This is a genomic window from Rhodococcus sp. NPDC058532, from assembly GCF_042719255.1.
Taxonomy (GTDB): domain Bacteria; phylum Actinomycetota; class Actinomycetes; order Mycobacteriales; family Mycobacteriaceae; genus Rhodococcus_G.
In genome coordinates this window covers 24,301-46,028 of the sequence record NZ_JBHXNU010000008.1, presented here as the reverse complement: position 1 = coordinate 46,028, position 21,728 = coordinate 24,301, and the positions used below count along the sequence as shown (strand labels likewise).

The 21,728-nt window shown below is 69.7% G+C and carries 19 protein-coding genes; 11 read left to right on the top strand and 8 right to left on the bottom strand.

Features of this window, described 5'->3' with window-relative positions; translation table 11 throughout:
* Positions 1-41: 41 nt before the first annotated feature.
* Positions 42-929 carry a class I SAM-dependent methyltransferase gene (locus ACFWQG_RS11730; RefSeq protein ID WP_378507794.1) on the bottom strand — a complete coding sequence of 296 codons (888 nt, stop codon included), beginning with the start codon at positions 927-929 and terminating at the stop codon, positions 42-44.
* A gap of 183 nt (positions 930-1,112) precedes the next feature.
* Here ACFWQG_RS11730 and rpsA point away from each other — a divergent pair, with 183 nt between their 5' ends.
* Entirely contained in the window at positions 1,113-2,585 is a 1,473-nt protein-coding gene (gene rpsA / locus ACFWQG_RS11725; protein WP_378507793.1) for a 30S ribosomal protein S1, read from the top strand.
* 162 nt (positions 2,586-2,747) lie between these two features.
* On the opposite strand, the gene ACFWQG_RS11720 is transcribed toward rpsA, so the two are convergent.
* Positions 2,748-2,966 (bottom strand): hypothetical protein, encoded by a 219-nt coding sequence (locus tag ACFWQG_RS11720; protein ID WP_378507792.1) that lies wholly within the window; start codon positions 2,964-2,966, stop codon positions 2,748-2,750.
* A gap of 123 nt (positions 2,967-3,089) precedes the next feature.
* Here ACFWQG_RS11720 and coaE point away from each other — a divergent pair, with 123 nt between their 5' ends.
* Entirely contained in the window at positions 3,090-4,310 is a 1,221-nt protein-coding gene (gene coaE / locus ACFWQG_RS11715) for a dephospho-CoA kinase (RefSeq protein ID WP_378507791.1), read from the top strand.
* Between the two features lie 27 nt (positions 4,311-4,337).
* Here coaE and ACFWQG_RS11710 read toward each other — a convergent pair whose 3' ends face one another.
* Positions 4,338-4,841, bottom strand: coding sequence for a DUF402 domain-containing protein (locus ACFWQG_RS11710; RefSeq protein ID WP_378507790.1), 504 nt, complete (start codon positions 4,839-4,841; stop codon positions 4,338-4,340).
* Positions 4,842-4,932: 91 nt separating this feature from the next.
* Between ACFWQG_RS11710 and uvrB the strand changes: the two genes are divergently transcribed.
* Entirely contained in the window at positions 4,933-7,089 is a 2,157-nt protein-coding gene (gene uvrB, locus ACFWQG_RS11705; protein ID WP_378507789.1) for an excinuclease ABC subunit UvrB, read from the top strand.
* Positions 7,090-7,271: 182 nt separating this feature from the next.
* The gene (locus tag ACFWQG_RS11700) at positions 7,272-7,724 is read left to right on the top strand and encodes a universal stress protein (RefSeq protein WP_378507788.1); all 453 of its coding nucleotides are present in this window, start codon (positions 7,272-7,274) and stop codon (positions 7,722-7,724) included.
* An 81-nt stretch (positions 7,725-7,805) separates the two neighbouring features.
* Here the strand turns inward: ACFWQG_RS11700 and ACFWQG_RS11695 are convergent, their stop codons facing one another.
* Genes ACFWQG_RS11695 through ACFWQG_RS11685 form a run of 3 tightly spaced genes read right to left on the bottom strand, consistent with a single transcriptional unit; the run spans position 7,806 to position 11,430 of the window.
* Complete coding sequence (locus ACFWQG_RS11695) at positions 7,806-10,085, bottom strand: HelD family protein (protein WP_378507787.1); 2,280 nt, start codon at positions 10,083-10,085, stop codon at positions 7,806-7,808.
* Positions 10,086-10,131: 46 nt separating this feature from the next.
* A complete protein-coding gene (locus ACFWQG_RS11690) occupies positions 10,132-10,686 on the bottom strand; it encodes a pyridoxamine 5'-phosphate oxidase family protein (protein ID WP_378507786.1) in 555 nt (184 codons plus the stop codon).
* A gap of 54 nt (positions 10,687-10,740) precedes the next feature.
* Positions 10,741-11,430 carry an MBL fold metallo-hydrolase gene (locus ACFWQG_RS11685; protein WP_378507785.1) on the bottom strand — a complete coding sequence of 230 codons (690 nt, stop codon included), beginning with the start codon at positions 11,428-11,430 and terminating at the stop codon, positions 10,741-10,743.
* A 178-nt stretch (positions 11,431-11,608) separates the two neighbouring features.
* On the opposite strand from ACFWQG_RS11685, the gene uvrA reads away from it, so the two are divergent.
* Positions 11,609-14,527, top strand: a complete 2,919-nt coding sequence (uvrA, locus tag ACFWQG_RS11680) for an excinuclease ABC subunit UvrA (protein ID WP_378507784.1) — start codon at positions 11,609-11,611, stop codon at positions 14,525-14,527.
* A gap of 58 nt (positions 14,528-14,585) precedes the next feature.
* On the opposite strand, the gene ACFWQG_RS11675 is transcribed toward uvrA, so the two are convergent.
* Both ACFWQG_RS11675 and ACFWQG_RS11670 read right to left on the bottom strand, forming a co-directional pair.
* Complete coding sequence (locus ACFWQG_RS11675; RefSeq protein ID WP_378507783.1) at positions 14,586-14,729, bottom strand: hypothetical protein; 144 nt, start codon at positions 14,727-14,729, stop codon at positions 14,586-14,588.
* Positions 14,730-15,046: 317 nt separating this feature from the next.
* Positions 15,047-15,403: a DUF1844 domain-containing protein gene (locus ACFWQG_RS11670; RefSeq protein WP_378507782.1), complete on the bottom strand. Its 357-nt coding sequence runs from the start codon at positions 15,401-15,403 to the stop codon at positions 15,047-15,049.
* Between the two features lie 285 nt (positions 15,404-15,688).
* On the opposite strand from ACFWQG_RS11670, the gene infC reads away from it, so the two are divergent.
* The 6 genes from infC (at position 15,689) to pheT (ending at position 21,648) form a co-directional block, all read left to right on the top strand.
* Entirely contained in the window at positions 15,689-16,429 is a 741-nt protein-coding gene (infC, locus tag ACFWQG_RS11665; protein WP_378507944.1) for a translation initiation factor IF-3, read from the top strand.
* A gap of 51 nt (positions 16,430-16,480) precedes the next feature.
* Complete coding sequence (gene rpmI, locus ACFWQG_RS11660) at positions 16,481-16,675, top strand: 50S ribosomal protein L35 (protein ID WP_378507781.1); 195 nt, start codon at positions 16,481-16,483, stop codon at positions 16,673-16,675.
* A 67-nt stretch (positions 16,676-16,742) separates the two neighbouring features.
* Positions 16,743-17,132 (top strand): 50S ribosomal protein L20, encoded by a 390-nt coding sequence (gene rplT, locus ACFWQG_RS11655; protein ID WP_378507780.1) that lies wholly within the window; start codon positions 16,743-16,745, stop codon positions 17,130-17,132.
* 23 nt (positions 17,133-17,155) lie between these two features.
* Complete coding sequence (locus ACFWQG_RS11650; protein ID WP_378507779.1) at positions 17,156-17,968, top strand: TrmH family RNA methyltransferase; 813 nt, start codon at positions 17,156-17,158, stop codon at positions 17,966-17,968.
* A 53-nt stretch (positions 17,969-18,021) separates the two neighbouring features.
* Positions 18,022-19,119 carry a phenylalanine--tRNA ligase subunit alpha gene (gene pheS / locus ACFWQG_RS11645; protein WP_378507778.1) on the top strand — a complete coding sequence of 366 codons (1,098 nt, stop codon included), beginning with the start codon at positions 18,022-18,024 and terminating at the stop codon, positions 19,117-19,119.
* Positions 19,120-19,161: 42 nt separating this feature from the next.
* Positions 19,162-21,648, top strand: coding sequence for a phenylalanine--tRNA ligase subunit beta (gene pheT, locus ACFWQG_RS11640; RefSeq protein WP_378507777.1), 2,487 nt, complete (start codon positions 19,162-19,164; stop codon positions 21,646-21,648).
* Positions 21,649-21,728: the final 80 nt, after the last annotated feature.

Here is a 21,728-nt window from a genome sequence, read left to right as displayed (position 1 = left end):
TGATCGACTGAACGCTTCCGTTCACTCGGGAGGAGTCAGGGTCACAGGTCGGGCTTGCGGCAGACGAAGATGGCGGTCCCGGGAAACAGCTGCCCGCGCAGCGGGCTCCACTGCCCCCACTCGCGGTCCAGCCACTCCGGCCAGTCCGGTTCGACGAGGTCGCGCAGTTCCAGGCCCGCGGCGACGATCTCGCGGACGCGGTCGCCGACGGTCCGGTGGTGCTCGACGTAGGTGGGGGTGCCCGCGTCGTCGACCTCGACGTACGGGGTGCGGTCGAAGTAGGGGATGGTCGCTGTCAGGCCGCCCGGTCCCGGGTCGTCGGGGAAGATCCAGCGGATCGGGTGGTTGACCGCGAACACCCAGCGTCCACCCGGGCGCAGCACCCGCGCGACCTCGCGCATCACCAGCGCCGAGTCCGCGACGAACGGGACCGCACCGAACGCGGAGCACACGATGTCGAAACTGGCGTCGGCGAACGGCAGGGATTCGGCGCCGGCCTGCACGAGCGGGACGCGGGGACCGCCGCGCTCCATCGCCGCCCGCCCCCGCTCGAGCATTCCGCGGGACAGATCCAGCCCCACCGCTCGCGCGCCCTGTCCGGCGAGCCAGCGCGCGCACGGCGCGGACCCGCAGCCGATCTCGAGGACGTCCCGACCGGCGACGTCGCCGAGCAGGTGCACGTCACCCTCGTGCAGGCCCTCCGGGCACCATACGAACTCACCGCCTGCCGAGTCGACGCCGAGGAACTCGCCGTGGGTGCGGTGATAGTCGGCGGCGTCGGCATCCCACCAGGCGCGGCTGGCCCGCTCGCTCTGGGCGGAATCGAGGCGGCTGCGGCCGACGCCGGTGGTGCCGAGGGTGGCGTTCGCTGCGGCGTGCCGGTCGTCGTCGGTGGCCGGGGTGACGGGGGTGTCGGGATGCTCGGTCATGGCGAGGTGCACGGTAGCGCGTCCGCTGCCTCCGTCGACACCCGGGTTTGCCCAGCTCGCGTCGGGTCGCGTACCCTGAACCCCGCGAGTGTCTGCCCGAGGCGGCTCCGGTCGTCGACGGTCGCTCGTGAGTCCGACAGAACACCATCAACCGATTCCTATCCCTCCGGAGCACTCCACCAAATGCCCTCCACCACCGTCACCTCGCCGCAGGTAGCCGTCAACGACATCGGCTCCGCCGAGGACTTCCTCGCCGCCATCGACGCCACGATCAAGTACTTCAACGATGGCGACATCGTCGAAGGCACCATCGTCAAGGTCGATCGCGACGAGGTCCTTCTCGACATCGGTTACAAGACCGAAGGCGTCATCCCTTCCCGTGAGCTCTCCATCAAGCACGACGTCGACCCCAACGAGGTCGTCTCCGTGGGCGATGAGGTCGAAGCCCTGGTCCTCACCAAGGAGGACAAGGAAGGCCGTCTGATCCTGTCGAAGAAGCGCGCTCAGTACGAGCGTGCCTGGGGCACCATCGAGGAGCTCAAGGAGAAGGACGAGGCCGTCAAGGGCACCGTCATCGAGGTCGTCAAGGGCGGCCTCATCCTCGACATCGGTCTGCGCGGCTTCCTGCCCGCGTCGCTCGTCGAGATGCGTCGCGTCCGCGACCTCCAGCCGTACGTCGGCAAGGAGATCGAGGCCAAGATCATCGAGCTCGACAAGAACCGCAACAACGTGGTCCTGTCGCGCCGCGCGTGGCTCGAGCAGACCCAGTCCGAGGTCCGCAGCGAGTTCCTGCACCAGCTGCAGAAGGGCCAGGTCCGCAAGGGCGTCGTGTCCTCGATCGTCAACTTCGGTGCCTTCGTGGACCTGGGTGGCGTCGACGGCCTCGTGCACGTCTCCGAGCTGTCCTGGAAGCACATCGACCACCCGTCCGAGGTTGTCGAGGTCGGCAACGAGGTCACCGTTGAGGTTCTCGACGTCGACCTGGACCGCGAGCGTGTCTCCCTGTCGCTGAAGGCGACGCAGGAGGACCCGTGGCGTCAGTTCGCCCGCACCCACGCGATCGGCCAGATCGTGCCGGGCAAGGTCACCAAGCTGGTTCCGTTCGGCGCGTTCGTCCGCGTCGAGGAGGGCATCGAGGGCCTCGTCCACATCTCCGAGCTGGCCGAGCGCCACGTCGAGGTCCCGGACCAGGTTGTCGCGGTCGGCGACGACGCGATGGTCAAGGTCATCGACATCGACCTGGAGCGTCGTCGGATCTCGCTGTCGCTCAAGCAGGCGAACGAGGACTACAACGCCGAGTTCGACCCGTCGAAGTACGGCATGGCCGACAGCTACGACGAGCAGGGCAACTACATCTTCCCCGAGGGCTTCGATCCCGAGACCAACGAGTGGCTCGAGGGCTTCGACAAGCAGCGTGAGGAGTGGGAGTCCCGGTACGCCGAGGCCGAGCGTCGCCACAAGATGCACACCGCTCAGATGGAGAAGATGGCTGCCGACGAGGCTGCCGAGGCCGCGGCCGGTGCGTCGGGTGCCAACTACTCCTCCGAGTCCGGCGCCACCGAGGGCCAGTCCGCTGGTTCCGCGGAGGCGGGTGGCTCCCTGGCCAGCGATGCTCAGCTCGCTGCCCTGCGTGAGAAGCTTTCCGGCAACGCATAGTTCCGTCACCCGCTAGCCGGGGGTAGACCTCGACGGCCCCGGTCCTGACACAGGACCGGGGCCGTCGGCGTTCGGTTCGGGAGGCCACCGCCTGCCGTAACAACGAGTCGACCCCACCCGGAATCCCGGGTGGGGTCGACTCGTTCGAGTGGGTGCGGGTGGTCAGCCCGCGACGGCGGCACCGGACGACCAGGCCGTCTGCATGTCGGCGGTCCGCTTCCGGATCGTGGCGAAACTGTGGCGGGCGGGACTGATCATCTGGGTGAACCACCCGCGCCGGTGTTCCTGCAGGGCCAGCGCCACCTCGGGGATCAGGATGCAGTGCACCCCGTCGACCATGCCAAGACGGTGCCGACCAGCCTGGGAAGAAGTGCTGCGCATGGTGTTCCTTCATCTCGAAGTGTGTGGCCTGGCACGTCGCACTCGAAGATAGTCGACTCCGGTGTGAACCCGGGCCATTTGGCGCGGATGTGCTTCGGGCGTGTTTGGTGACAGACTGGGGGCGTGCTACGTATCGGCCTCACAGGAGGCATTGGAGCTGGAAAGTCCACCGTGTCACGGATCCTCGGCGATCTCGGGGCCGTCGTCGTTGACGCCGACCTGATTGCGCGTGAGGTCGTGGAACCGGGAACCGCCGGACTCGACGCCCTTGTGCGGGAATTCGGTCCGGAGATTCTGCTGCCCGACGGGCGGCTCGACCGACCCGCCCTGGCGGCCAAGGCGTTCGGTGACGAGACGGCCCGCGGTCGACTCAACGGCATTCTACATCCTCTGATCGGGGCGCGGACCGCCGAGTTGGTGGATGCGGCGTCGGATTCGGTGGTGTTGCAGGACATCCCGTTGCTCGTCGAGGGTGGGATGGGTGCGATGTTCCATCTCGTCGTGGTCGTCCACGTCGACGCGGAGGAACGAGTGCGCCGCCTCGTCGACCTTCGGGGAATGTCGGAGGGCGATGCGCGAGCACGGATCTCGTCCCAGGCGACCGACGAGCAGCGCCGCGCTGTCGCCGACGTGTGGCTGGACAACAGCGGACCTGCAGGTGCACTGGATCCTGCGGTGAAGGTGCTGTGGGAGCGGCTGCAGCGGTACGCGGAGAACATCGCGAATTCCGTTGTGGTGCGGGTTCCCCCGGTACTGACCCCGGCGAATCCGGACTGGGCGGAACAGGGTCGAAGGCTGGCGGGCCGGCTGCGCTTCGTGTGCGGTGCCGACGCGATGCGCGTCGATCACGTCGGGTCGACCGCGGTGCCCGGCCTCGCCGCCAAGGACGTGATCGACCTTCAGGTGACGGTGCGCAGCCTCGCCGATGCGGATGCCCTCGCGGACCGCCTGACGCAGGCCGGGTTTCCGCGCGTGGATGCCGTCACCGCGGACGATCCGAAGCCCGCATACGGCATCGGGGGAGAAGTCGATCCGTCGTTGTGGGACAAGCGATTCCATGCATCGGCGGATCCCGGTCGGCCGGCGAACGTGCACGTGCGTGTCGACGGGTGGCCGGGGCAGCGCTTCGCCCTGGTGTTCCGGGATTGGCTGTGCGCGGACGGGGACGTCCGCGCGGAGTACCTGGAAGTCAAGCGGCGCGCCGCGGAGGTCGCGGCGGGGGAGTCGGATGTCACCCAGGCGACCGACCGGTACGTCGAGGCGAAGACGCCCTGGTTCGACGCTGCCCACCGGCGGGCACTGGAGTGGGCGGACCGAACCGAGTGGACGCCGGGGCAGGGGTAAGCGGACGCCGCCTGCCTGGCTGCCGGGTCACCGCCAGCTGACCGGCATGCCTTCCGAGGCCAGCCAGGCGTCGAGGTCGTGGCCGTGCGAGGCGATGCCGTCCACCGCCCGGGTGGCGGTCGCGATCGCCCGCTCGGCAGTCCCGGCGTCGAGGAATCCGGTGGTATGCGCGGCGAGAAGTTCGTCGACGTCGAGGAGCTCGGTGTCCCGGCCGGTCCGCACCACCAGATCGAGGTAGTGGTCCTCGGACCGCCATACCGGGTCGCCGCGGGTGTAGTCGCCGATGTCGACGTACCGATCCTGATCGCGGGCGTGGTACGGGTGGTAGTGGAAGATCGTCGCCCGCAGTCCGGCGTCCGGCAGCAGCCACGACTCCAGGTAATGGAAGTGCGGATGGTCGGAGTGGCGGGCCATGTACAGCCCCCACGCCTCGACCCGGTAGTGCTCCACGGTCCTGACGAACCCCTTCGGGTCGGTGTTGGTGAGGTCGGCCAGGTTGAAGGCCTCCACCTTCGGGGCGTGCACGTCCATGGCAGGAACCTACCGCGTCGCCCGCCCGGTCCCGGCCGGCCCGGCGCGCGGCGCGGTGTTCCTGTCGGACCCGGCGCCTACCCTGGACACCATGGCGTTTGCATCCGAGCATCCCGTGGTCGCGCACTCCGAGTTCCGGCCGGTGGGGGCGATCGAACGATCCGACGGCCGGTTCGAGGTGGTCAGCGAGCACCGACCCGCGGGTGACCAGCCGCAGGCGATCGCGGAGCTGACCCGGCGGCTCGGCGAGGGGGAGAAGGACGTCGTCCTGATGGGCGCGACCGGCACCGGCAAGTCCGCGACCACCGCCTGGCTGATCGAGCAGGTGCAGCGGCCGACGTTGGTGATGGCGCCGAACAAGACCCTCGCCGCGCAGCTCGCCAACGAGCTGCGGGAGATGCTGCCGAACAACGCCGTCGAGTACTTCGTCTCGTACTACGACTATTACCAGCCGGAGGCGTACATCGCGCAGACGGATACGTACATCGAAAAGGACTCCTCGATCAACGACGACGTCGAGCGGCTGCGGCACTCGGCGACGTCGAGCCTGCTCTCGCGCCGGGACGTGGTCGTCGTCGCGTCGGTGTCCTGCATCTACGGTCTCGGCACCCCGCAGTCGTACCTGGACCGCTCGATCCACCTCGACGTCGGGGTGGAGGTGCCGCGGGACGCGTTGCTGCGCCTGCTGGTGGACGTCCAGTACAACCGCAACGACGTCGCGTTCACCCGCGGCTCGTTCCGGGTCCGCGGCGACACCGTCGAGATCATCCCGTCCTACGAGGAACTCGCGGTGCGGATCGAGTTTTTCGGTGACGAGGTCGAGGCGCTGTACTACCTGCACCCGCTGACCGGCGACGTGGTGCGCCAGGTCGAGTCGGTGCGGATCTTCCCGGCCACCCACTACGTCGCGGGCCCGGAGCGGATGGAACGCGCGGTCCGCGACATCGAGGTCGAGCTCGAGGAACGCCTCGCCGACCTGGAGAACCGCGGCAAGCTCCTCGAGGCGCAACGGTTGCGGATGCGCACCAACTACGACATCGAGATGATCAAGCAGGTCGGGTTCTGCTCCGGCATCGAGAACTACTCGCGGCACATCGACGGTCGCGCCGCCGGAACGGCACCCGCCACGCTGATCGACTACTTCCCGGAGGACTTCCTACTCGTCATCGACGAGTCGCACGTGACGGTCCCGCAGATCGGCGCGATGTACGAGGGCGACATGTCCCGCAAACGTAACCTGGTCGAGTACGGGTTCCGGTTGCCGTCGGCCACCGACAACCGGCCGCTCACCTGGGAGGAATTCACCCAACGGATCGGGCAGACGGTGTACCTGTCCGCCACGCCGGGGGCGTACGAGCTCGGGCAGGCGGGCGGTGAATTCGTCGAGCAGGTGATCCGGCCGACCGGCCTGGTGGATCCGGAGGTGGTGGTCAAGCCGACGAAGGGGCAGATCGACGACCTGGTGCACGAGATCCGTGAGCGGGCCGAACGGGACGAGCGGGTCCTGGTCACCACCCTGACCAAGAAGATGTCCGAGGACCTCACCGACTATCTCCTCGAGCTCGGAATTCGGGTGCGATACCTGCACTCCGACATCGACACCCTGCGCCGGGTGGAGTTGCTGCGGCAGCTGCGGCTCGGCGAGTACGACGTCCTGGTCGGGATCAACCTGCTCCGGGAGGGCCTCGACCTGCCGGAGGTGTCCCTCGTCGCGATCCTCGACGCCGACAAGGAAGGCTTCCTGCGCAGCACCACCAGCCTGATCCAGACGATCGGCCGTGCCGCCCGCAACGTGTCCGGTCAGGTGCACATGTACGCGGACAAGATCACCGACTCGATGGCGCGCGCGATCGAGGAGACCGAGCGCCGCCGCGAGAAGCAGGTCGCCTACAACACCGAGATGGGGGTGGACCCGCAGCCGCTGCGGAAGAAGATCGCCGACATCCTCGACCAGGTGTACGAGGAGGCCGACGACACCGACATCGAGATCGGCGGCTCCGGTCGCAACGCCAGCCGCGGACGGCGGGCGCAGGGCGAGGCGGGTCGCGCCGTCAGCGCGGGCGTGTACGAGGGCAGGGACGTCAAGTCGATGCCGCGCGCCGAACTCGCCGACCTGGTCAAGGAGCTGACCGATCAGATGATGAACGCCGCCCGCGACCTGCAGTTCGAGCTGGCGGGCCGGCTCCGGGACGAGATTGCGGACCTCAAGAAGGAGCTGCGCGGAATGGACGCCGCCGGACTGAAGTAGCGCCGGAGATCTGCCCGGTCGGACACACCCAGTGTGGCTTCGCCCGCAATTCCCCCGCGCGGCAGGACCGTCCGACTAGGGTTGCGGCCAGCAGCCGGGTGTCAGGCGCGGTTTCGCGTGGCGACCGGCGATGACCAATGCGCCACCGGGAGCGGTGGGGCGTGTGACAACCGGAGGAATGAATGACTGCCTACCGCACCATCGTCGTGGGGACCGATGGCTCGGATTCGTCGCTGAAGGCGGTGGACAAGGCCGCAGCGCTGGCAGGCGACGCCGACGCCAAGCTCGTCATCGCCTGCGCCTACTACCCGGCGGATCCGAAGGACATCGAGGCCGCGCAGGACACGCTGCGCGAGGACGCCTACCAGATCACCGGTTCCGCGCCGACGGACGAGATTCTGCGGTCCGCCCGGGAACGGGCGCACGCCGCAGGCGCGGCCAACATCGTCGAGCGCGCCATCGTCGGCGCCCCGGTCGATTCGCTGCTCGCGCTGATCGACGAACTCGACGCGGACCTGCTCGTGGTCGGCAATCGGGGCCTGAACACGCTGACCGGCCGCCTGCTCGGTTCCGTCCCGTCGGATGCGGCGCGCAAGTCCACCTGCGATGTCCTGATCGTGCACACCGTGCGCTGAGCCTCTCCCGAGGTTCCCTAATGTCACATCGGGTCACGTGACGACCCTCGATGTGACATTAGGGAACCGGGCGCGTGGGTGTCACTGCACCGCAACAAGTTTCGACAGCGACTCGGGCAGGTCCCGGGTGTGCACCACCCCGAGGCGCTGCGTCGCCCTGGTCACGGCGACGTACAGGTCGTTCAGCCCGCGCGGTGACGACCCGACGATGGTGTCTGGTTCGACGATCAGCACCGCGTCGAATTCGAGGCCCTTCGCCTCCCGCACCGACAGCACACTGACCGAATCCGAACGCAGGTCGGTGAACTCGTCGACGGCGTCCTCGCCGGTGATCACCGCGACCAGCCCCGGACCGGTCTCGGCGGCAACCCGCCTGCGCACCTCGTCGCCGACCTTCCCGGCCGGAACCCGATGCGCCCAGGGCCGATTCCCGGAGTCCCGCACCGATCGGGGCACCGACTGCGCCGGGTCGATCGCCGCGAGCACGTCCTGCGCGACCGCCATGATCTCCGACGGCGTCCGATAGTTCACGGTCAGCTCGGTCAATTTCCACCGATTGGCGACATACGGTTCGAGTGCGGCGCGCCAGGACGAGCTGCCCGCCGGATCGCCGGTCTGTGCGGTGTCGCCGACCAGCGTCATCCACCGATTCGGGATGCGCCGCATCAGCATTCGCCACGCCATCGCCGAGAGTTCCTGCGCCTCATCGACGATGACATGCCCGAACGTCCAGGTCCGGTCCGTTGCGGCCCGTTCCGCGGCCGTGCGCTGCTGCCGCATCTCGTGCCGCTGCGCGAGCTGACCAGCGTCGACCAGGTCGTAGGCCATCAGGATCTCGGGGTCGAGGTCGTCCTCCAGATCCTGCGGCGCGGAGCCGGTGAGGATATCGAGTGCACCCTGCGCGTCGGCGATCCGGGCCCGCCACTGCCTGGCGGCGCGGCCGCGTTCGGCGGCGTCGTCGACACCGAGCAGTTCGGCCAGCTCGTCGAGCAGGGGAGTGTCCGCGGCGCTGAATCCGGTGTGCCGGTTCCGCAGCAGCACCGCGCGCCGGCCCGCGGTCAGCTCGGCGGCTGCGGAATCGAGCCGGTCCTCGGACTGCAGCAGGTCGGTCAGCACCTGCTGCGGTGTCAGCGTCGGCCACAGCTCGTCGATCGCCGCGATCAGGTCGGGGTCCTGCCGCATCTCGTCGCGGATGTCGGCGACGTCGTCCCTGCTGAGCAGGTTCGCGCCGCCGAGCACGTCGCCGCCGACCTTGGCCGCGAACTGGTCGGCGAGGGCCTCGATCACCGACGACACGAAGATCGGCCGGGCCAGGTTGTGCGGTCGGCGCGAGGACCGGGCGCGTCCCCGCGCCCGAGTCGCCACCCTTCGGTCGAGGGTCACCGAGTAGCCGTCGAACGGAATGGTGATGGGGGAGCGGGGCACCAGCTGGCGGTCCCGCACCGCCTGCCGGAGCACCGTCACCATCTCCAGCGACCCCTTCACCTCCCCGGCCTCCAACGAATCCCGGCGGGTGGCGGTGACCCCCGGATACAGGTCGCCGACCGTGGACAGCAGCACCCCGGTCTCGCCCAACGACGGCAGCACCTGGCCGATGTAGTCGAGGAAGGTGGCGTTCGGGCCGACGATCAGCACCCCGGACTTCGCCAGCTGCGTGCGGTAGGTGTAGAGCAGGTACGCCGCCCGGTGTAGCGCAACCGCGGTCTTGCCGGTGCCGGGGCCGCCCTGCACGACCATCACCGACTTGTGCCCCGACCGGATGATCGCGTCCTGCTCCGACTGGATCGTCTCGACGATGTCGCTCATGTGGCCGGTGCGGGCCGCGTTCAACGCGGTCAGCAGCGCGCTCTCGCCAGCAACCCCGCCGTCGTCGCCGATCACCCCGGCCCGCTGCGCGGCGGCGAGGTCGAGGTACTCGTCGCCGAGGCCGGTGACGCGGCGACTGCGGGTCCGGATGTGCCTGCGCCGCGTCACCCCCTCCGGGGACGCCGTGGTGGCCAGGTAGAACGGGCGCGCGAGCGGGGCCCGCCAATCCAGTAGCAGCGTCTCGTAGTCGTTGCCCTCGTCGAGGATCCCGACCCGCCCGATGTAGCGGTGCGTGTCACCGTCGGCCAGTTCGGGGTGGAGGTCGATGCGGCCGAAGCACAGGCCGTTCTCCGCGGCGTCGTACTTCGCGATGTCCTCGGTGTACATCTGGGTGAACGATTCCCGCTCGCTGCGGGCCTGGGGGGTGCCCCCGGTCTGCAGCAGGACCGCCGACAGTCGGGACTTGGCGTACGTGCGCAGTCCGTCGAGGCGGTCGTACAGCATGGTCACGTACTGCTGTTCGTGATCCTGGTCGGCGTGGACCTGGTCGGGCAAGTCGTTCTCCTCGGGCGCGATCGCGGTGCAAAAGTGCCCAGCGAGTCTAGGGTGTCGCCGCACCAGCAGCAACGCCCGGCGGGGATGCGCCAAAGCGCCACCGGGTCTGGCTGAACGGGCCGCGGGTGAAGCCGAAGACGGTGACCGGGGCGACCCGGAAGACGAGTGCCGGGCCCCCGCCCCCGCGGAAGCCTCCGGCCGCGACCTCGAACCGCCACTGCGGCCCATACTTGGTCACGTAGGCGTCGGCCAGGCCCCGCAGCACGGCCTCGTCGTGGACGGGTTCGGCGGTGCCCTCAAGGACGATGTCGAAGCCCTCGGCGTAGACGTTGGATCCGGTGGTCAGGGCCACCGCGGGATTGCCCCGCAGGTTGATCGCCTTGCGTTCGTCGGGGCCGGTGCAGAAGTGCAGCGCCTCGGCCGACCAGACCCCGATCAGCGGCGTCACGTGGGGTCTTCCGGTGCGGTGCACGGTCGTGAGCCAGTACATCTCGGCGTCGACCAGTCCCTGGCGGGCCCACTCCCAGCCCACCGGGACCGACCCGGGTTCGCTGTACCGCGAATCGAGGTCGGTGATCGGGTCTGCCGTCGGATCTGACATCGCATGCCCCTCTCTCGGCGGGGCCACGGCGGGTCGTGACGTGGCCCGGTCAGCTCACCAGCCGCGCTCCTGCCACTCGGCGAGGAACGGGCGTTCGGCGCCGAGCGTGGTGTCCCGCCCGTGCCCGGGATAGACGACGGTGTCGTCGGGGAACCGTTCGAACAGCTTCGTGGTCACGTCGCGGTACAGAGAGTCGAACTGCTCGGCGCCCGCGGTCTTGCCGACGCCGCCAGGGAACAGCGAGTCGCCGGTGAACAGGTGCACCTGCCCGGACGCCGGGTCGGTGAGCGCCAGCGCGATCGAGCCGTCGGTGTGACCGGCGAGGTGGATCACCTCGAGTGCCAGCCTGCCGACCTCGACCAGGTCGCCGTCGGTGACGGTCCGGGCCGGGGTCACCGGCAGGGCAGGCGCGTCCAGCGGGTGGGCGATCGTGGGCGCGCCGGTGGCGGCGGCCACGTCGGCGAGGGCGAGCCAGTGGTCCGGGTGCTGATGCGTGGTGACGATCGACCCGAGGTGCGGGGCGGCGGTGGCGAGCAGGCCCGCGATCCGGTCGGCCTCGTTCGCGGCGTCGATCAGCAGCGATTCCCCGGTCCCCGCATCCACCACCAGGTAGGCATTGTTGTCCATCGGGCCGACCGACATCTTCGTGATCGTGGCATCCGCGATCGTGCGGCGCTGGGGGTCGCCGCCCTGCGCCAGCACCCCGGTGTAGTGGTCGTCGATGCGCATCTGCTGCCGGTCCATGAACGGAGGCTACCGTCGCCCCGTCCCCGGTGCGCAGTGGGCGTGAGGCTCGTGCCCAAACCGTGTCGGACCGTCGGCCTACCATGTGGACGGCCGAGAACTCCGGACCGGTGCGCCGAACGGCGCCGGCGGCGGCCGTGCCGAACGGCGCCGGGAGCGGCGTGGGAAAGGATCGAGTGTGGCGGACCGCCTGATCGTGCGAGGGGCGCGTGAGCACAACCTGCGGGGGATCGACATCGACCTGCCGCGGGACAGCCTGATCGTCTTCACCGGCCTGTCGGGGTCGGGCAAATCGTCGCTGGCGTTCGACACCATCTTCGCGGAGGGCCAGCGCCGCTACGTGGAGTCGTTGTCCGCGTACGCGCGGCAGTTCCTCGGGCAGATGGACAAGCCGGACGTGGACTTCATCGAGGGCCTGTCCCCGGCCGTGTCGATCGACCAGAAGTCGACGAACCGCAACCCCCGGTCGACGGTCGGGACCATCACCGAGGTGTACGACTACCTCCGCCTGCTGTACGCCCGCGCAGGCACGCCGCACTGCCCGGTCTGCGGGGAGCGGATCGCGAAGCAGACCCCGCAGCAGATCGTGGACCAGGTGCTCGCGATGGAGGAGGGGACCCGGTTCCAGGTCCTCGCGCCGGTGGTCCGGACCCGCAAGGGCGAGTTCGTCGACCTGTTCGAGCAGCTGAACACCCAGGGCTACGCGCGGGTCCGGATCGACGGGGTCGTGCACCAGCTGACCGACCCGCCGAAGCTGAAGAAGCAGGAGAAGCACGACATCGAGGTGGTCGTGGACCGGCTCGCGGTCAAGGCGAGTTCGAAGCAGCGGCTGACCGATTCGATCGAGACCGCCCTCCGGCTCGCCGACGGCATCGTCGTGCTCGACTTCGTGGACCGCGACGAGGGCGCCGCCGACCGGGAGCGGCGCTTCTCCGAGAACCTCGCCTGCCCGAACGGGCATCCGCTCGCGATCGACGACCTGGAACCGCGCTCGTTCTCCTTCAACTCGCCGTACGGCGCCTGCCCCGAATGCACGGGCCTCGGCATCCGGAAGGAGGTCGACCCTGACCTGGTGGTGCCGGACCCGGAGCTGAGCCTCGCCGAGGGGGCGATCGCACCGTGGTCGATGGGGCAGACGTCCGAGTACTTCGGCAGGCTGCTGTCCGGGCTCGCCGATGTGATGGGCTTCGACATCGACACGCCGTGGAAGGAGCTGCCGGCGAAGGCCCGCAAGGCGGTCCTTGAGGGCAGCGAACACCAGGTGCACGTCAAGTACAAGAACCGGTACGGACGCACCCGGTCCTACTACGCCGAGTTCGAGGGCGTGATGCCGTTCCTGCACCGCCGCCTCGAGCAGACCGAGTCCGAGCAGATGAAGGAACGCTACGACGGGTACATGCGGGACGTGCCGTGCCCGGCCTGCAACGGCACCCGACTCCGCCCGGAGATCCTGTCGGTCACCATCGAGGCGGGCGACCACGGCCGGATGTCGATCGCCGAGGTCGCGGACCTGTCGATCGCCGACTGCTCCCGGTTCCTGAACACGCTCACCCTCGGCGCCCGCGAGGAGGCCATTGCCGGGCAGGTGCTCAAGGAGGTGCAGGCGCGGCTCGGCTTCCTGCTCGACGTCGGGCTGGAGTACCTGTCGCTGTCCCGGGCGGCGGGCACGCTCTCCGGCGGTGAGGCGCAGCGGATCCGGCTCGCGACGCAGATCGGGTCGGGGCTCGTCGGCGTCCTCTACGTGCTCGACGAACCGTCGATCGGACTGCATCAGCGGGACAATCGGCGGCTGATCGAGACCCTGACCCGACTCCGCGACCTCGGCAACACGCTGATCGTTGTGGAACACGACGAGGACACCATCCGCACCTCCGACTGGGTCGTCGACATCGGCCCCCTCGCCGGCGAGCACGGCGGCCGCGTCGTGCACAGCGGCACCTACGCGGACCTGCTCACCTGCGAGGAGTCCCTGACCGGTGCGTACCTGTCCGGACGGTCCGCGATCGAGGTGCCCGCGGCCCGCCGGCCGACGGACAAGAAGCGGCAGGTCACCGTCGTCGGCGCGAAGGAACACAATCTGCGCGGCATCGACGTCGCCTTCCCGCTCGGCGTGCTGACCTCGGTGACCGGGGTGTCCGGATCCGGCAAGTCGACGCTCGTCAACGACATCCTCGCCACCGTGATGGCGAACAAGCTGAACGGTGCCCGGCAGGTGCCGGGCAGGCACACCCGGGTCAACGGCCTCGACCAGCTCGACAAGCTGGTACAGGTCGACCAGTCGCCGATCGGGCGCACCCCGCGGTCCAACGCGGCCACCTACACCGGGGTGTTCGACAAGATCCGCACCCTGTTCGCGCAGACCACCGAGGCGAAGGTCCGCGGCTATCAGCCGGGCCGGTTCTCATTCAACGTCAAGGGCGGGCGCTGCGAGGCGTGCTCCGGTGACGGGACGCTGAAGATCGAGATGAACTTCCTGCCCGACGTGTACGTGCCGTGCGAGGTGTGCCACGGCGCCCGGTACAACCGGGAAACGCTGGAGGTGCACTACAAGGGCAAGACGATCGCCGAGGTCCTGGACATGTCGATCGAGGAGGCGGCCGAGTTCTTCGAACCGATCACCTCGATCCACCGATACCTGGAAACCCTCGTCCGGGTCGGCCTCGGATACGTGCGGCTCGGCCAGCCTGCCCCGACGCTGTCCGGCGGCGAGGCGCAGCGCGTGAAGCTGGCCGCGGAACTGCAGAAGCGGTCCACCGGGCGCACCGTGTACATCCTCGACGAGCCGACCACGGGCCTGCACTTCGAGGACATCCGCAAGCTGCTCGGTGTCGTCAACGGACTGGTGGACAAGGGCAACACCGTCATCGTCATCGAACACAACCTGGACGTGATCAAGACATCGGACTGGATCGTGGACATGGGTCCCGAGGGCGGCTCGGGCGGCGGCACCGTCGTCGCGCAGGGCACCCCCGAGGAGATCGCCGCGGTTCCGGACAGCTACACCGGGCGATTCCTGCGGGAGGTGCTCGCCGCGGCCCCGGTGGCGGCACCGGCGAAGCGGAAGCGGGCGCCGCGGAAGGCGGCGGCGAAGGTGTGAACGCGCGAGGGCCGGACCAGCGATGCCGGTCCGGCCCTTACGCGGTGGTCGGTGCCGATTACACGGTGCCCGTGCCCGTGCCCGTGCCCGTGCCCGTTCCGGTGCCGGGAAGTGCGGCACCGCCGGACGAGCCCGCGATCAGCGAGTTGATGATGGACGCGATGGATCCGAAGACGCTGTCGATGTCGCCGGGATTGGGCATGTGGTGTCTCCTTGCATGGTGATGTACTGACCCGACCCGGGCGCGCAGGCGCAGGGCCGGCTGGTTGCCGGAATCGGCCAGTTGCCACGTCCCCGCTCGGCCTGCAGGTGTACCGACCGCGGCGTCGGCGATGATCCCCCGATCACAGTGATCCAACGCGGACCCGGTCCTCGCGGTGCGTCGCGGAAACCGGGCTCGTGTGGTGCCATCCACTGCATTCGCGGATCTTTGTACACGAGGCAGTCGGGCGACCGTCCAGGTTTTCGGCGAAACCGATCCGTGATCGAAGCGTGATCTACATCACATACGCGGAGGTGTCAGTAGACCGGGCCGGTGTATTTCTCGCCGGGGCCCTTGCCCGGCTCGTCGGGGTGTGCGGACGCCTCGCGGAACGCGCGCTGCAGGGCCTGCAGGCCCTCGCGGATCGGGCCGGCGTGCGGACCCAGATACTCGACGGAGGCGGTGACCAGGCCAGCGAGGGCGGTGATGACGCGCCGCGCCTCGTCCAGGTCGACGTTTGCGCTGTCGGTGTGATCGTCCGAGGACAGTCCCAGCTTCTCGGCTGCCGAGCTCATCAGCATCACGGCCGCGCGACTGATCACCTCGACCGCGGGGACCTCCGCCAGTTCGCGGACCTCGTAGCCGTCTTCCCCCGTGTGCGATGCGTCTGTCATGGCTGTTAGACTTCCATACACGACCGCCCCTGACGACGTCGGGGGCAGCAAGTGGAGTCCGACTCCCACCGCTGATCCGTTCGAGTGTTTCCGCAGGTCGGAAGCGTCACAGGGCAGTGGTTCCGGTCCCTGGGGTACCGCATCCGATGATTCGGATCGGCGACCTCGGGTCCCCGCCACGCGGGGGTGCGGTGCACGCAGGTGCAGCGCATCGACCGGTCGACATCGGACCCCGCCTGGAATGATCCAGCCGGGGTTCTTTTGTCGGGGACGTGGGCAGGCGGGCTGCCGGCGGTCAGGACGACCACGCCGCTCTACCTAGGAGGCCCCATCAGCACTGAGACTCGCATCAACGAGCGCATCCGCGTACCCGAGGTCCGCCTTGTCGGACCGGGCGGTGAGCAGGTTGGCATCGTGCGTGTTGAAGATGCACTCCGCTTGGCTCAGGACGCCGACCTCGACCTGGTCGAGGTCGCGCCCGACGCGCGTCCGCCGGTGTGCAAGATCATGGACTACGGCAAGTTCAAGTACGAGGCCGCGCAGAAGGCGCGCGAATCGCGCAAGAACCAGCAGCAGACCGTGATCAAGGAGCAGAAACTCCGCCCGAAGATCGACGATCACGACTACGAGACCAAGAAGCGCAATGTCGTGCGCTTCCTCGAGGCCGGATCCAAGGTCAAGGTCACGATCATGTTCCGTGGTCGCGAGCAGTCCCGCCCGGAACTGGGATTCCGGCTGCTGCAGCGCCTCGGCGCCGACGTCGCGGACCTCGGCTTCATCGAGACGTCCGCGAAGCAGGACGGCCGCAACATGACGATGGTGCTTGCCCCGCACAAGGGTGCCAAGACCCGGGTCAAGGCGCAGGAGCAGGCCCAGCGGGGCGCGCGTCCCGCCGCTCCGGCAGCGCCCGCCGCACCGGCAGCGCCCGCCGCACCGGCAGCGCCCGCCGCACCGGCAGCGCCCGCCGCACCGGCAGCGCCCGCGGAGCCCGCCGCACCGCAGTCGCCCGACGCGCCCGCGAGCTGACAGACCAGCACGAAGTACGCAGCAGTAGAAGAAACGGAAACTGAGGACTCCATGCCCAAGAACAAGAGCCACAGCGGCACCTCGAAGCGATTCAAGGTGTCCGGCAGCGGCAAGATCCTGCGCCAGAAGGCCGGACGTCGCCACCTGCTCGAGCACAAGCCCACCAAGGTCACCCGCCGCCTCGACGGTGTCGCCGTCGTCGCCCCGGCCGACGTTCCCCGCGTCAAGCGCCTGCTCGGCATCTGATTCGACCTTCCAGACCCACCTTCGGGCGTTCGAATCATCACGCTCGACCGATTGACAGGATTTTTCAGTGGCACGCGTAAAGAGGGCAGTCAACGCCCAGAAGAAGCGTCGTTCCGTTCTCGAGGCGTCCGCCGGCTACCGCGGCCAGCGTTCGCGCCTGTACCGCAAGGCCAAGGAGCAGCAGCTCCACTCGATGACCTACGCGTACCGGGACCGCCGCGCGCGCAAGGGTGACTTCCGCAAGCTGTGGATCTCGCGCATCAACGCCGCAGCCCGCGCGAACGACATCACCTACAACCGCTTCGTCCAGGGCCTCAAGGCCGCTGGCGTCGAGGTGGACCGCAAGATCCTCGCCGAGCTGGCCGTCTCCGACGCCGAGGCGTTCGCCGGTCTGGTTGCCGTCGCGAAGGCGGCGCTGCCCGCCGACGTGAACGCCCCTGCCGGGGAAGCGGCCTGAGCAAGCCGATCCAGGAACGACCCGTGGACCCGTTCACCGAGCGGACGCCACGGGTCGTTTCTGCTGTCAAGCTGCACCGCGGCGCCGAGCGCCGCAGGACGGGCCGGTTCCTGGCGGAGGGCGCGAACTCGGTGACCGCCGCCCTCGACACCGCCCGGATCGAGGAACTGTTCGTCACCACCGACGCCGCGGTGCGCCACGCCGACCTGGTCGAGCGGGCGCTCGCGCAGCGGGTGCGGGTGTCCCCGGTGACGGACCGGGCGGCGAAGGCCCTCGGTGACACCGTCACCCCACCGGGGCTGGTCGCGGTGTGCCGGACCGTCGACGTGTCGCTCGCCGACGCGCTCGGGGGGCGGCCGCGGCTGCTTGCCGTGCCGGTTGCGATCGCGGACCCCGGCAACGCGGGCACCGTGATCCGGGTCGCGGACGCCGTCGGTGCGGACGCGGCGATCCTCGCCGGCGACAGCGTGGACCCACACAACGGCAAGAGCGTTCGCTCGTCCGCGGGCAGCGTCTTCCATCTGCCGGTCGCCAGGGAACGGGACATCGACGCCGTGCTCGCCGCGCTCACCGCGGCCGGGGTGCAGGTCCTCGCGACCGCCGCCGACGGCGAGGTGGACCTCGACGCGGCCGACGAGTTGCTCGCCCGGCCGACGGCGTGGCTGTTCGGCAACGAGGCGCACGGCCTCGACCCGGAGCTGGCGGCGCGGGCCGACCATCGGGTGCGCATCCCGATCCACGGCCGCGCGGAATCGCTGAACCTGGCGACCGCCGCCGCGATCTGCCTGTACTCGAGCGCGCGGGTGCAGCACGGGCCCGCCCGGCCGACACCCTAGAATTTGCCAAGAGAACGCGCGAGCAGAACCGAACACGAGGAGTTAGACGAGCCGTGGCCAAGAACGAGGGCGACACCGCACCCACCATCGACGCCGAGGCATCGAACGAGGCTTCGCTCGCGGCGGCGCTGAGCGAGGGGTCGCTTGCCGCGGCCGCCGGGGCTGCGGAACAGGCGTTCGCCGCGGCGCCCGACCTCGACGCGCTCGCGAAGGCGAAGATCGACCACCTCGGGGACCGGGCGCCGCTGTCGCTGGTGCGCCGGGCGCTCGGATCGCTGCCCGGCAAGGAGAAGGCCGACGCGGGCAAGCGCGTCAATGCCGCCCGCACCCGCGCCACCACCGCATACGACGCACGCAGGGAGGTGCTGCTCGCCGAGCGCGACGCCGCGGTCCTCGTCGCGGAGTCGATCGACGTGACCCTGCCCGTCGGCCGTCGTCCCGCCGGGGCCAGGCACCCGATCACGATCATCTCCGAGCAGGTCACCGACGTGTTCGTCGCGATGGGCTGGGAGGTGGCGGAGGGCCCGGAGGTGGAGACCGAGCACTTCAACTTCGACGCGTTGAACTTCCTGCCCGACCATCCGGCGCGCACCATGCAGGACACCTTCCACATCGCCCCCGAGGGGTCGCGGCAGGTGCTGCGCACCCACACCTCCCCGGTGCAGGTGCGGTCGATGCTGTCCCGCGACCTGCCGCTGTACGTGGTGTGCCCGGGCCGGACCTTCCGCACCGACGAGTTGGACGCCACCCACACCCCGGTCTTCTCGCAGATCGAGGGGCTGGCCGTCGACAAGGGGCTGACGATGGCTCACCTGCGCGGCACCCTCGACGCGTTCGCCAGGGCGTTGTTCGGCCCCGACACCCGAACCCGTATGCGGCCCAACTACTTTCCGTTCACCGAGCCGTCCGCGGAGGTGGACGTCTGGTTCCCGGGCAAGAAGGGCGGCGCCGGCTGGGTCGAGTGGGGCGGCTGCGGCATGGTCAACCCGCACGTGTTGCGGGCCAGCGGCATCGACCCCGACGAGTACAGCGGCTTCGCGTTCGGGATGGGGCTCGAACGGACCCTGCAGTTCCGCAACGGCATCCCCGACATGCGGGACATCGTCGAGGGCGACGTGCGGTTCACGCTGCCCTTCGGTGTCCGGGCCTGACCACCTGAACGACCGAGCCGAGAACGAGAGAGCTGAGTAGACGTGCGAGTAGCGCAATCGTGGCTGACCGAGATCCTGCAGCGGGCCACCCCCGGTTGGGAGGTGACCCCGGAGGACCTGGACGCCGGGTTCGTCCGGGTGGGTCTCGAAGTCGAGGAGGTTGACGCGGTGCCCCTGGTGTCGGGGCCGCTGGTGGTCGGCCGGGTGCTGGAGATCGAGGAGCTGACCGAGTTCAAGAAGCCGATCCGGTTCTGCCGGGTCGACGTCGGTGCCGCGGAGCCGCAGGAGATCGTGTGCGGCGCACGGAACTTCGCGGTCGGTGACCTGGTCGTCGCCGCGTTGCCGGATGCGGTGCTGCCCGGGGACTTCGCGATCGCGTCCCGCAAGACGTACGGTCGGGTGTCGAACGGCATGATGTGCTCGGCCTCCGAGCTGGGCATCGGCAAGGACCACTCGGGGATTCTGGTCCTCGAACCCGGGACCGCCGAACCGGGGACCCCGGCCGGTGAGATCCTCGGGCTCGGCGACACGATCATCGAGCTGAACATCACCCCCGACCGCGGCTACTGCTTCTCGGTGCGCGGGTTGACCCGGGAACTGGCGAACGGCTTCGACCTCGACTTCGTGGACCCCGCCGTGACGGTGCCGTACGAGGCGTCCGGTGACGCGTGGCCGCTGCACGTGCAGCCCGAGTCGGGCTGCACCCGGTTCACGCTGCGCCGGGTTACCGGCGTGAACCCCGACGCGGTCACCCCGTGGTGGATGCAGCGTCGGCTGCTGCTGTCCGGGGTGCGGCCGATCTCCCCGGCCGTCGACGTCACCAACTACGTGATGCTCGAACTTGGGCATCCGCTGCACGCGTTCGACGCGGCCAAGATCAGCGGCGGCCTCGTGGTGCGCCGCGCGGTCGCCGACGAGAAGCTGACCACCCTCGACGGGGTGGAACGCACCCTCGACGCCGAGGACGTCGTGATCTGCGACGACAGCGGCGTCATCTCCCTCGCCGGGGTGATGGGTGGCGGCAGCACCGAGGTCGGGCACGACACCACCGAGGTGCTGCTCGAGGCCGCGATCTGGAATCCGCTCGCCGTGTTCCGGACCTCGCGGCGGCACAAGCTGATCTCCGAGGCGTCCAAGCGGTACGAGCGGGTCGTCGACCCGGCGCTGTCCGCCGCCGCACTGGATCGGGCGGCGGGGCTGCTCGCCGAGATCACCGGCGGCCACGTCGAGCCGGTGCTCACCGACGTCGGCACGGTGGCAACGCCGGAGCCGATCGAGATGGACCTGGACCTGCCGAGCCGGGTCGCGGGCGTCGCCTACCCGGACGGTGCCGCCGCACGCAGGTTGACGCAGGTCGGCTGCACCGTCGACGTCACGGTCGACGGGGCCGGGCACGGTCGCCTCGTCGTCACGCCCCCGACGTGGCGACCGGACCTGACCCAGCCCGCCGACCTCGTCGAGGAGGTGCTGCGGCTGGAGGGACTCGAACAGATTCCGTCGGTGCTGCCCGCCGCGCCTGCGGGCCGCGGCCTGACGGCGCAGCAGCGTCGTCGCCGCGCGGTCGGCAAGGCGCTCGCGTTCGACGGCTACGTCGAGGTGTTGCCGACGGTGTTCCTGCCCGCCGGCGTGTTCGACACCTGGGGCCTCGACGCGGACGATCCGCGGCGGGCCACCACCAGGGTGCTCAACCCGCTCGAGTCGGACCGCCCGGAACTGGCGACGACGCTGCTGCCCGGGCTGCTGGAGATCCTGTCCCGCAACACCTCTCGGGGCCAGCGAGACCTGGCGCTGTTCGGGATCGCGCAGGTTGTCCTTCCCGGGCCGGACACCAAGCGGGTCGACGCGCTGCCGGTGGACCGGCGGCCCACCGACGAGCAGGTCGCCGATCTGCTCCGGTCGCTGCCCGCGCAGCCGCTGCACGTGGGCGCCGTGCTCACCGGGCTCCGGGAGCCGAGCGGACCGTGGGGTCCGGGACGCACCGCCGATGCGGGTGACGCGTTCGCGGCCGCCGACGCGATCGCCGCGGCCGCCGGTGTGGTGCTGGAACGCCGGGCAACGCAGCAGCTGCCCTGGCATCCGGGCCGGTGCGCGGAGCTGCTGGTCGACGGCGTGGTCGTCGGGCATGCCGGTGAGCTGCATCCCGCGGTCCTCGAACGCGCCGGGCTGCCCGCCCGCACCTGCGCGGTGGAGCTGAACCTCGACGGGCTGCCGATCGTGGAGTCGCTTCCCGCGCCGCGGGTGTCGCCGTTCCCGGCGGTGCTGCAGGATGTCGCGGTCGTCGTTGATGCTGCGGTGCCCGCCGCGGCCGTCGAGTCGGCGCTGCGCGGCGGCGCGGGTGACCTGCTTGAGGACATCCGGTTGTTCGACGTGTTCACCGGGGCGCAGGTCGGTCAGGGCCGCAAGTCGCTGGCGTTCGCGATGCGGTTCCGGGCCGGTGACCGGACCCTGACCGAGGACGAGGCCAGCGCGGCCCGCGACGCGGCGGTGGCCGCCGCGACCGCCGCGGTCGGGGCGCAGCTGCGCGCCTGAGCAGCGACCTCCGCGAAGGGCCCCTCGCCACCGGAAGGAGCAGGCTTCAGAATTCCCCTGGCCGGCGAAACTTGCCTAGA

What these genes read in the sequence shown, in the direction of transcription:
- ACFWQG_RS11690 (WP_378507786.1), bottom strand. Translation starts at nt 10,686, where the DNA reads ATGTCAGATCCGACGGCAGACCCGATCACCGACCTCGATTCGCGGTAC.
- rpsA (WP_378507793.1), top strand. Translation starts at nt 1,113, where the DNA reads ATGCCCTCCACCACCGTCACCTCGCCGCAGGTAGCCGTCAACGACATC.
- ACFWQG_RS11675 (WP_378507783.1), bottom strand. Translation starts at nt 14,729, where the DNA reads ATGCCCAATCCCGGCGACATCGACAGCGTCTTCGGATCCATCGCGTCC.
- rpmI (WP_378507781.1), top strand. Translation starts at nt 16,481, where the DNA reads ATGCCCAAGAACAAGAGCCACAGCGGCACCTCGAAGCGATTCAAGGTG.
- ACFWQG_RS11720 (WP_378507792.1), bottom strand. Translation starts at nt 2,966, where the DNA reads ATGCGCAGCACTTCTTCCCAGGCTGGTCGGCACCGTCTTGGCATGGTC.
- ACFWQG_RS11700 (WP_378507788.1), top strand. Translation starts at nt 7,272, where the DNA reads ATGACTGCCTACCGCACCATCGTCGTGGGGACCGATGGCTCGGATTCG.
- ACFWQG_RS11670 (WP_378507782.1), bottom strand. Translation starts at nt 15,403, where the DNA reads ATGACAGACGCATCGCACACGGGGGAAGACGGCTACGAGGTCCGCGAA.
- ACFWQG_RS11710 (WP_378507790.1), bottom strand. Translation starts at nt 4,841, where the DNA reads ATGGACGTGCACGCCCCGAAGGTGGAGGCCTTCAACCTGGCCGACCTC.
- ACFWQG_RS11685 (WP_378507785.1), bottom strand. Translation starts at nt 11,430, where the DNA reads ATGGACCGGCAGCAGATGCGCATCGACGACCACTACACCGGGGTGCTG.
- uvrB (WP_378507789.1), top strand. Translation starts at nt 4,933, where the DNA reads ATGGCGTTTGCATCCGAGCATCCCGTGGTCGCGCACTCCGAGTTCCGG.
- ACFWQG_RS11730 (WP_378507794.1), bottom strand. Translation starts at nt 929, where the DNA reads ATGACCGAGCATCCCGACACCCCCGTCACCCCGGCCACCGACGACGAC.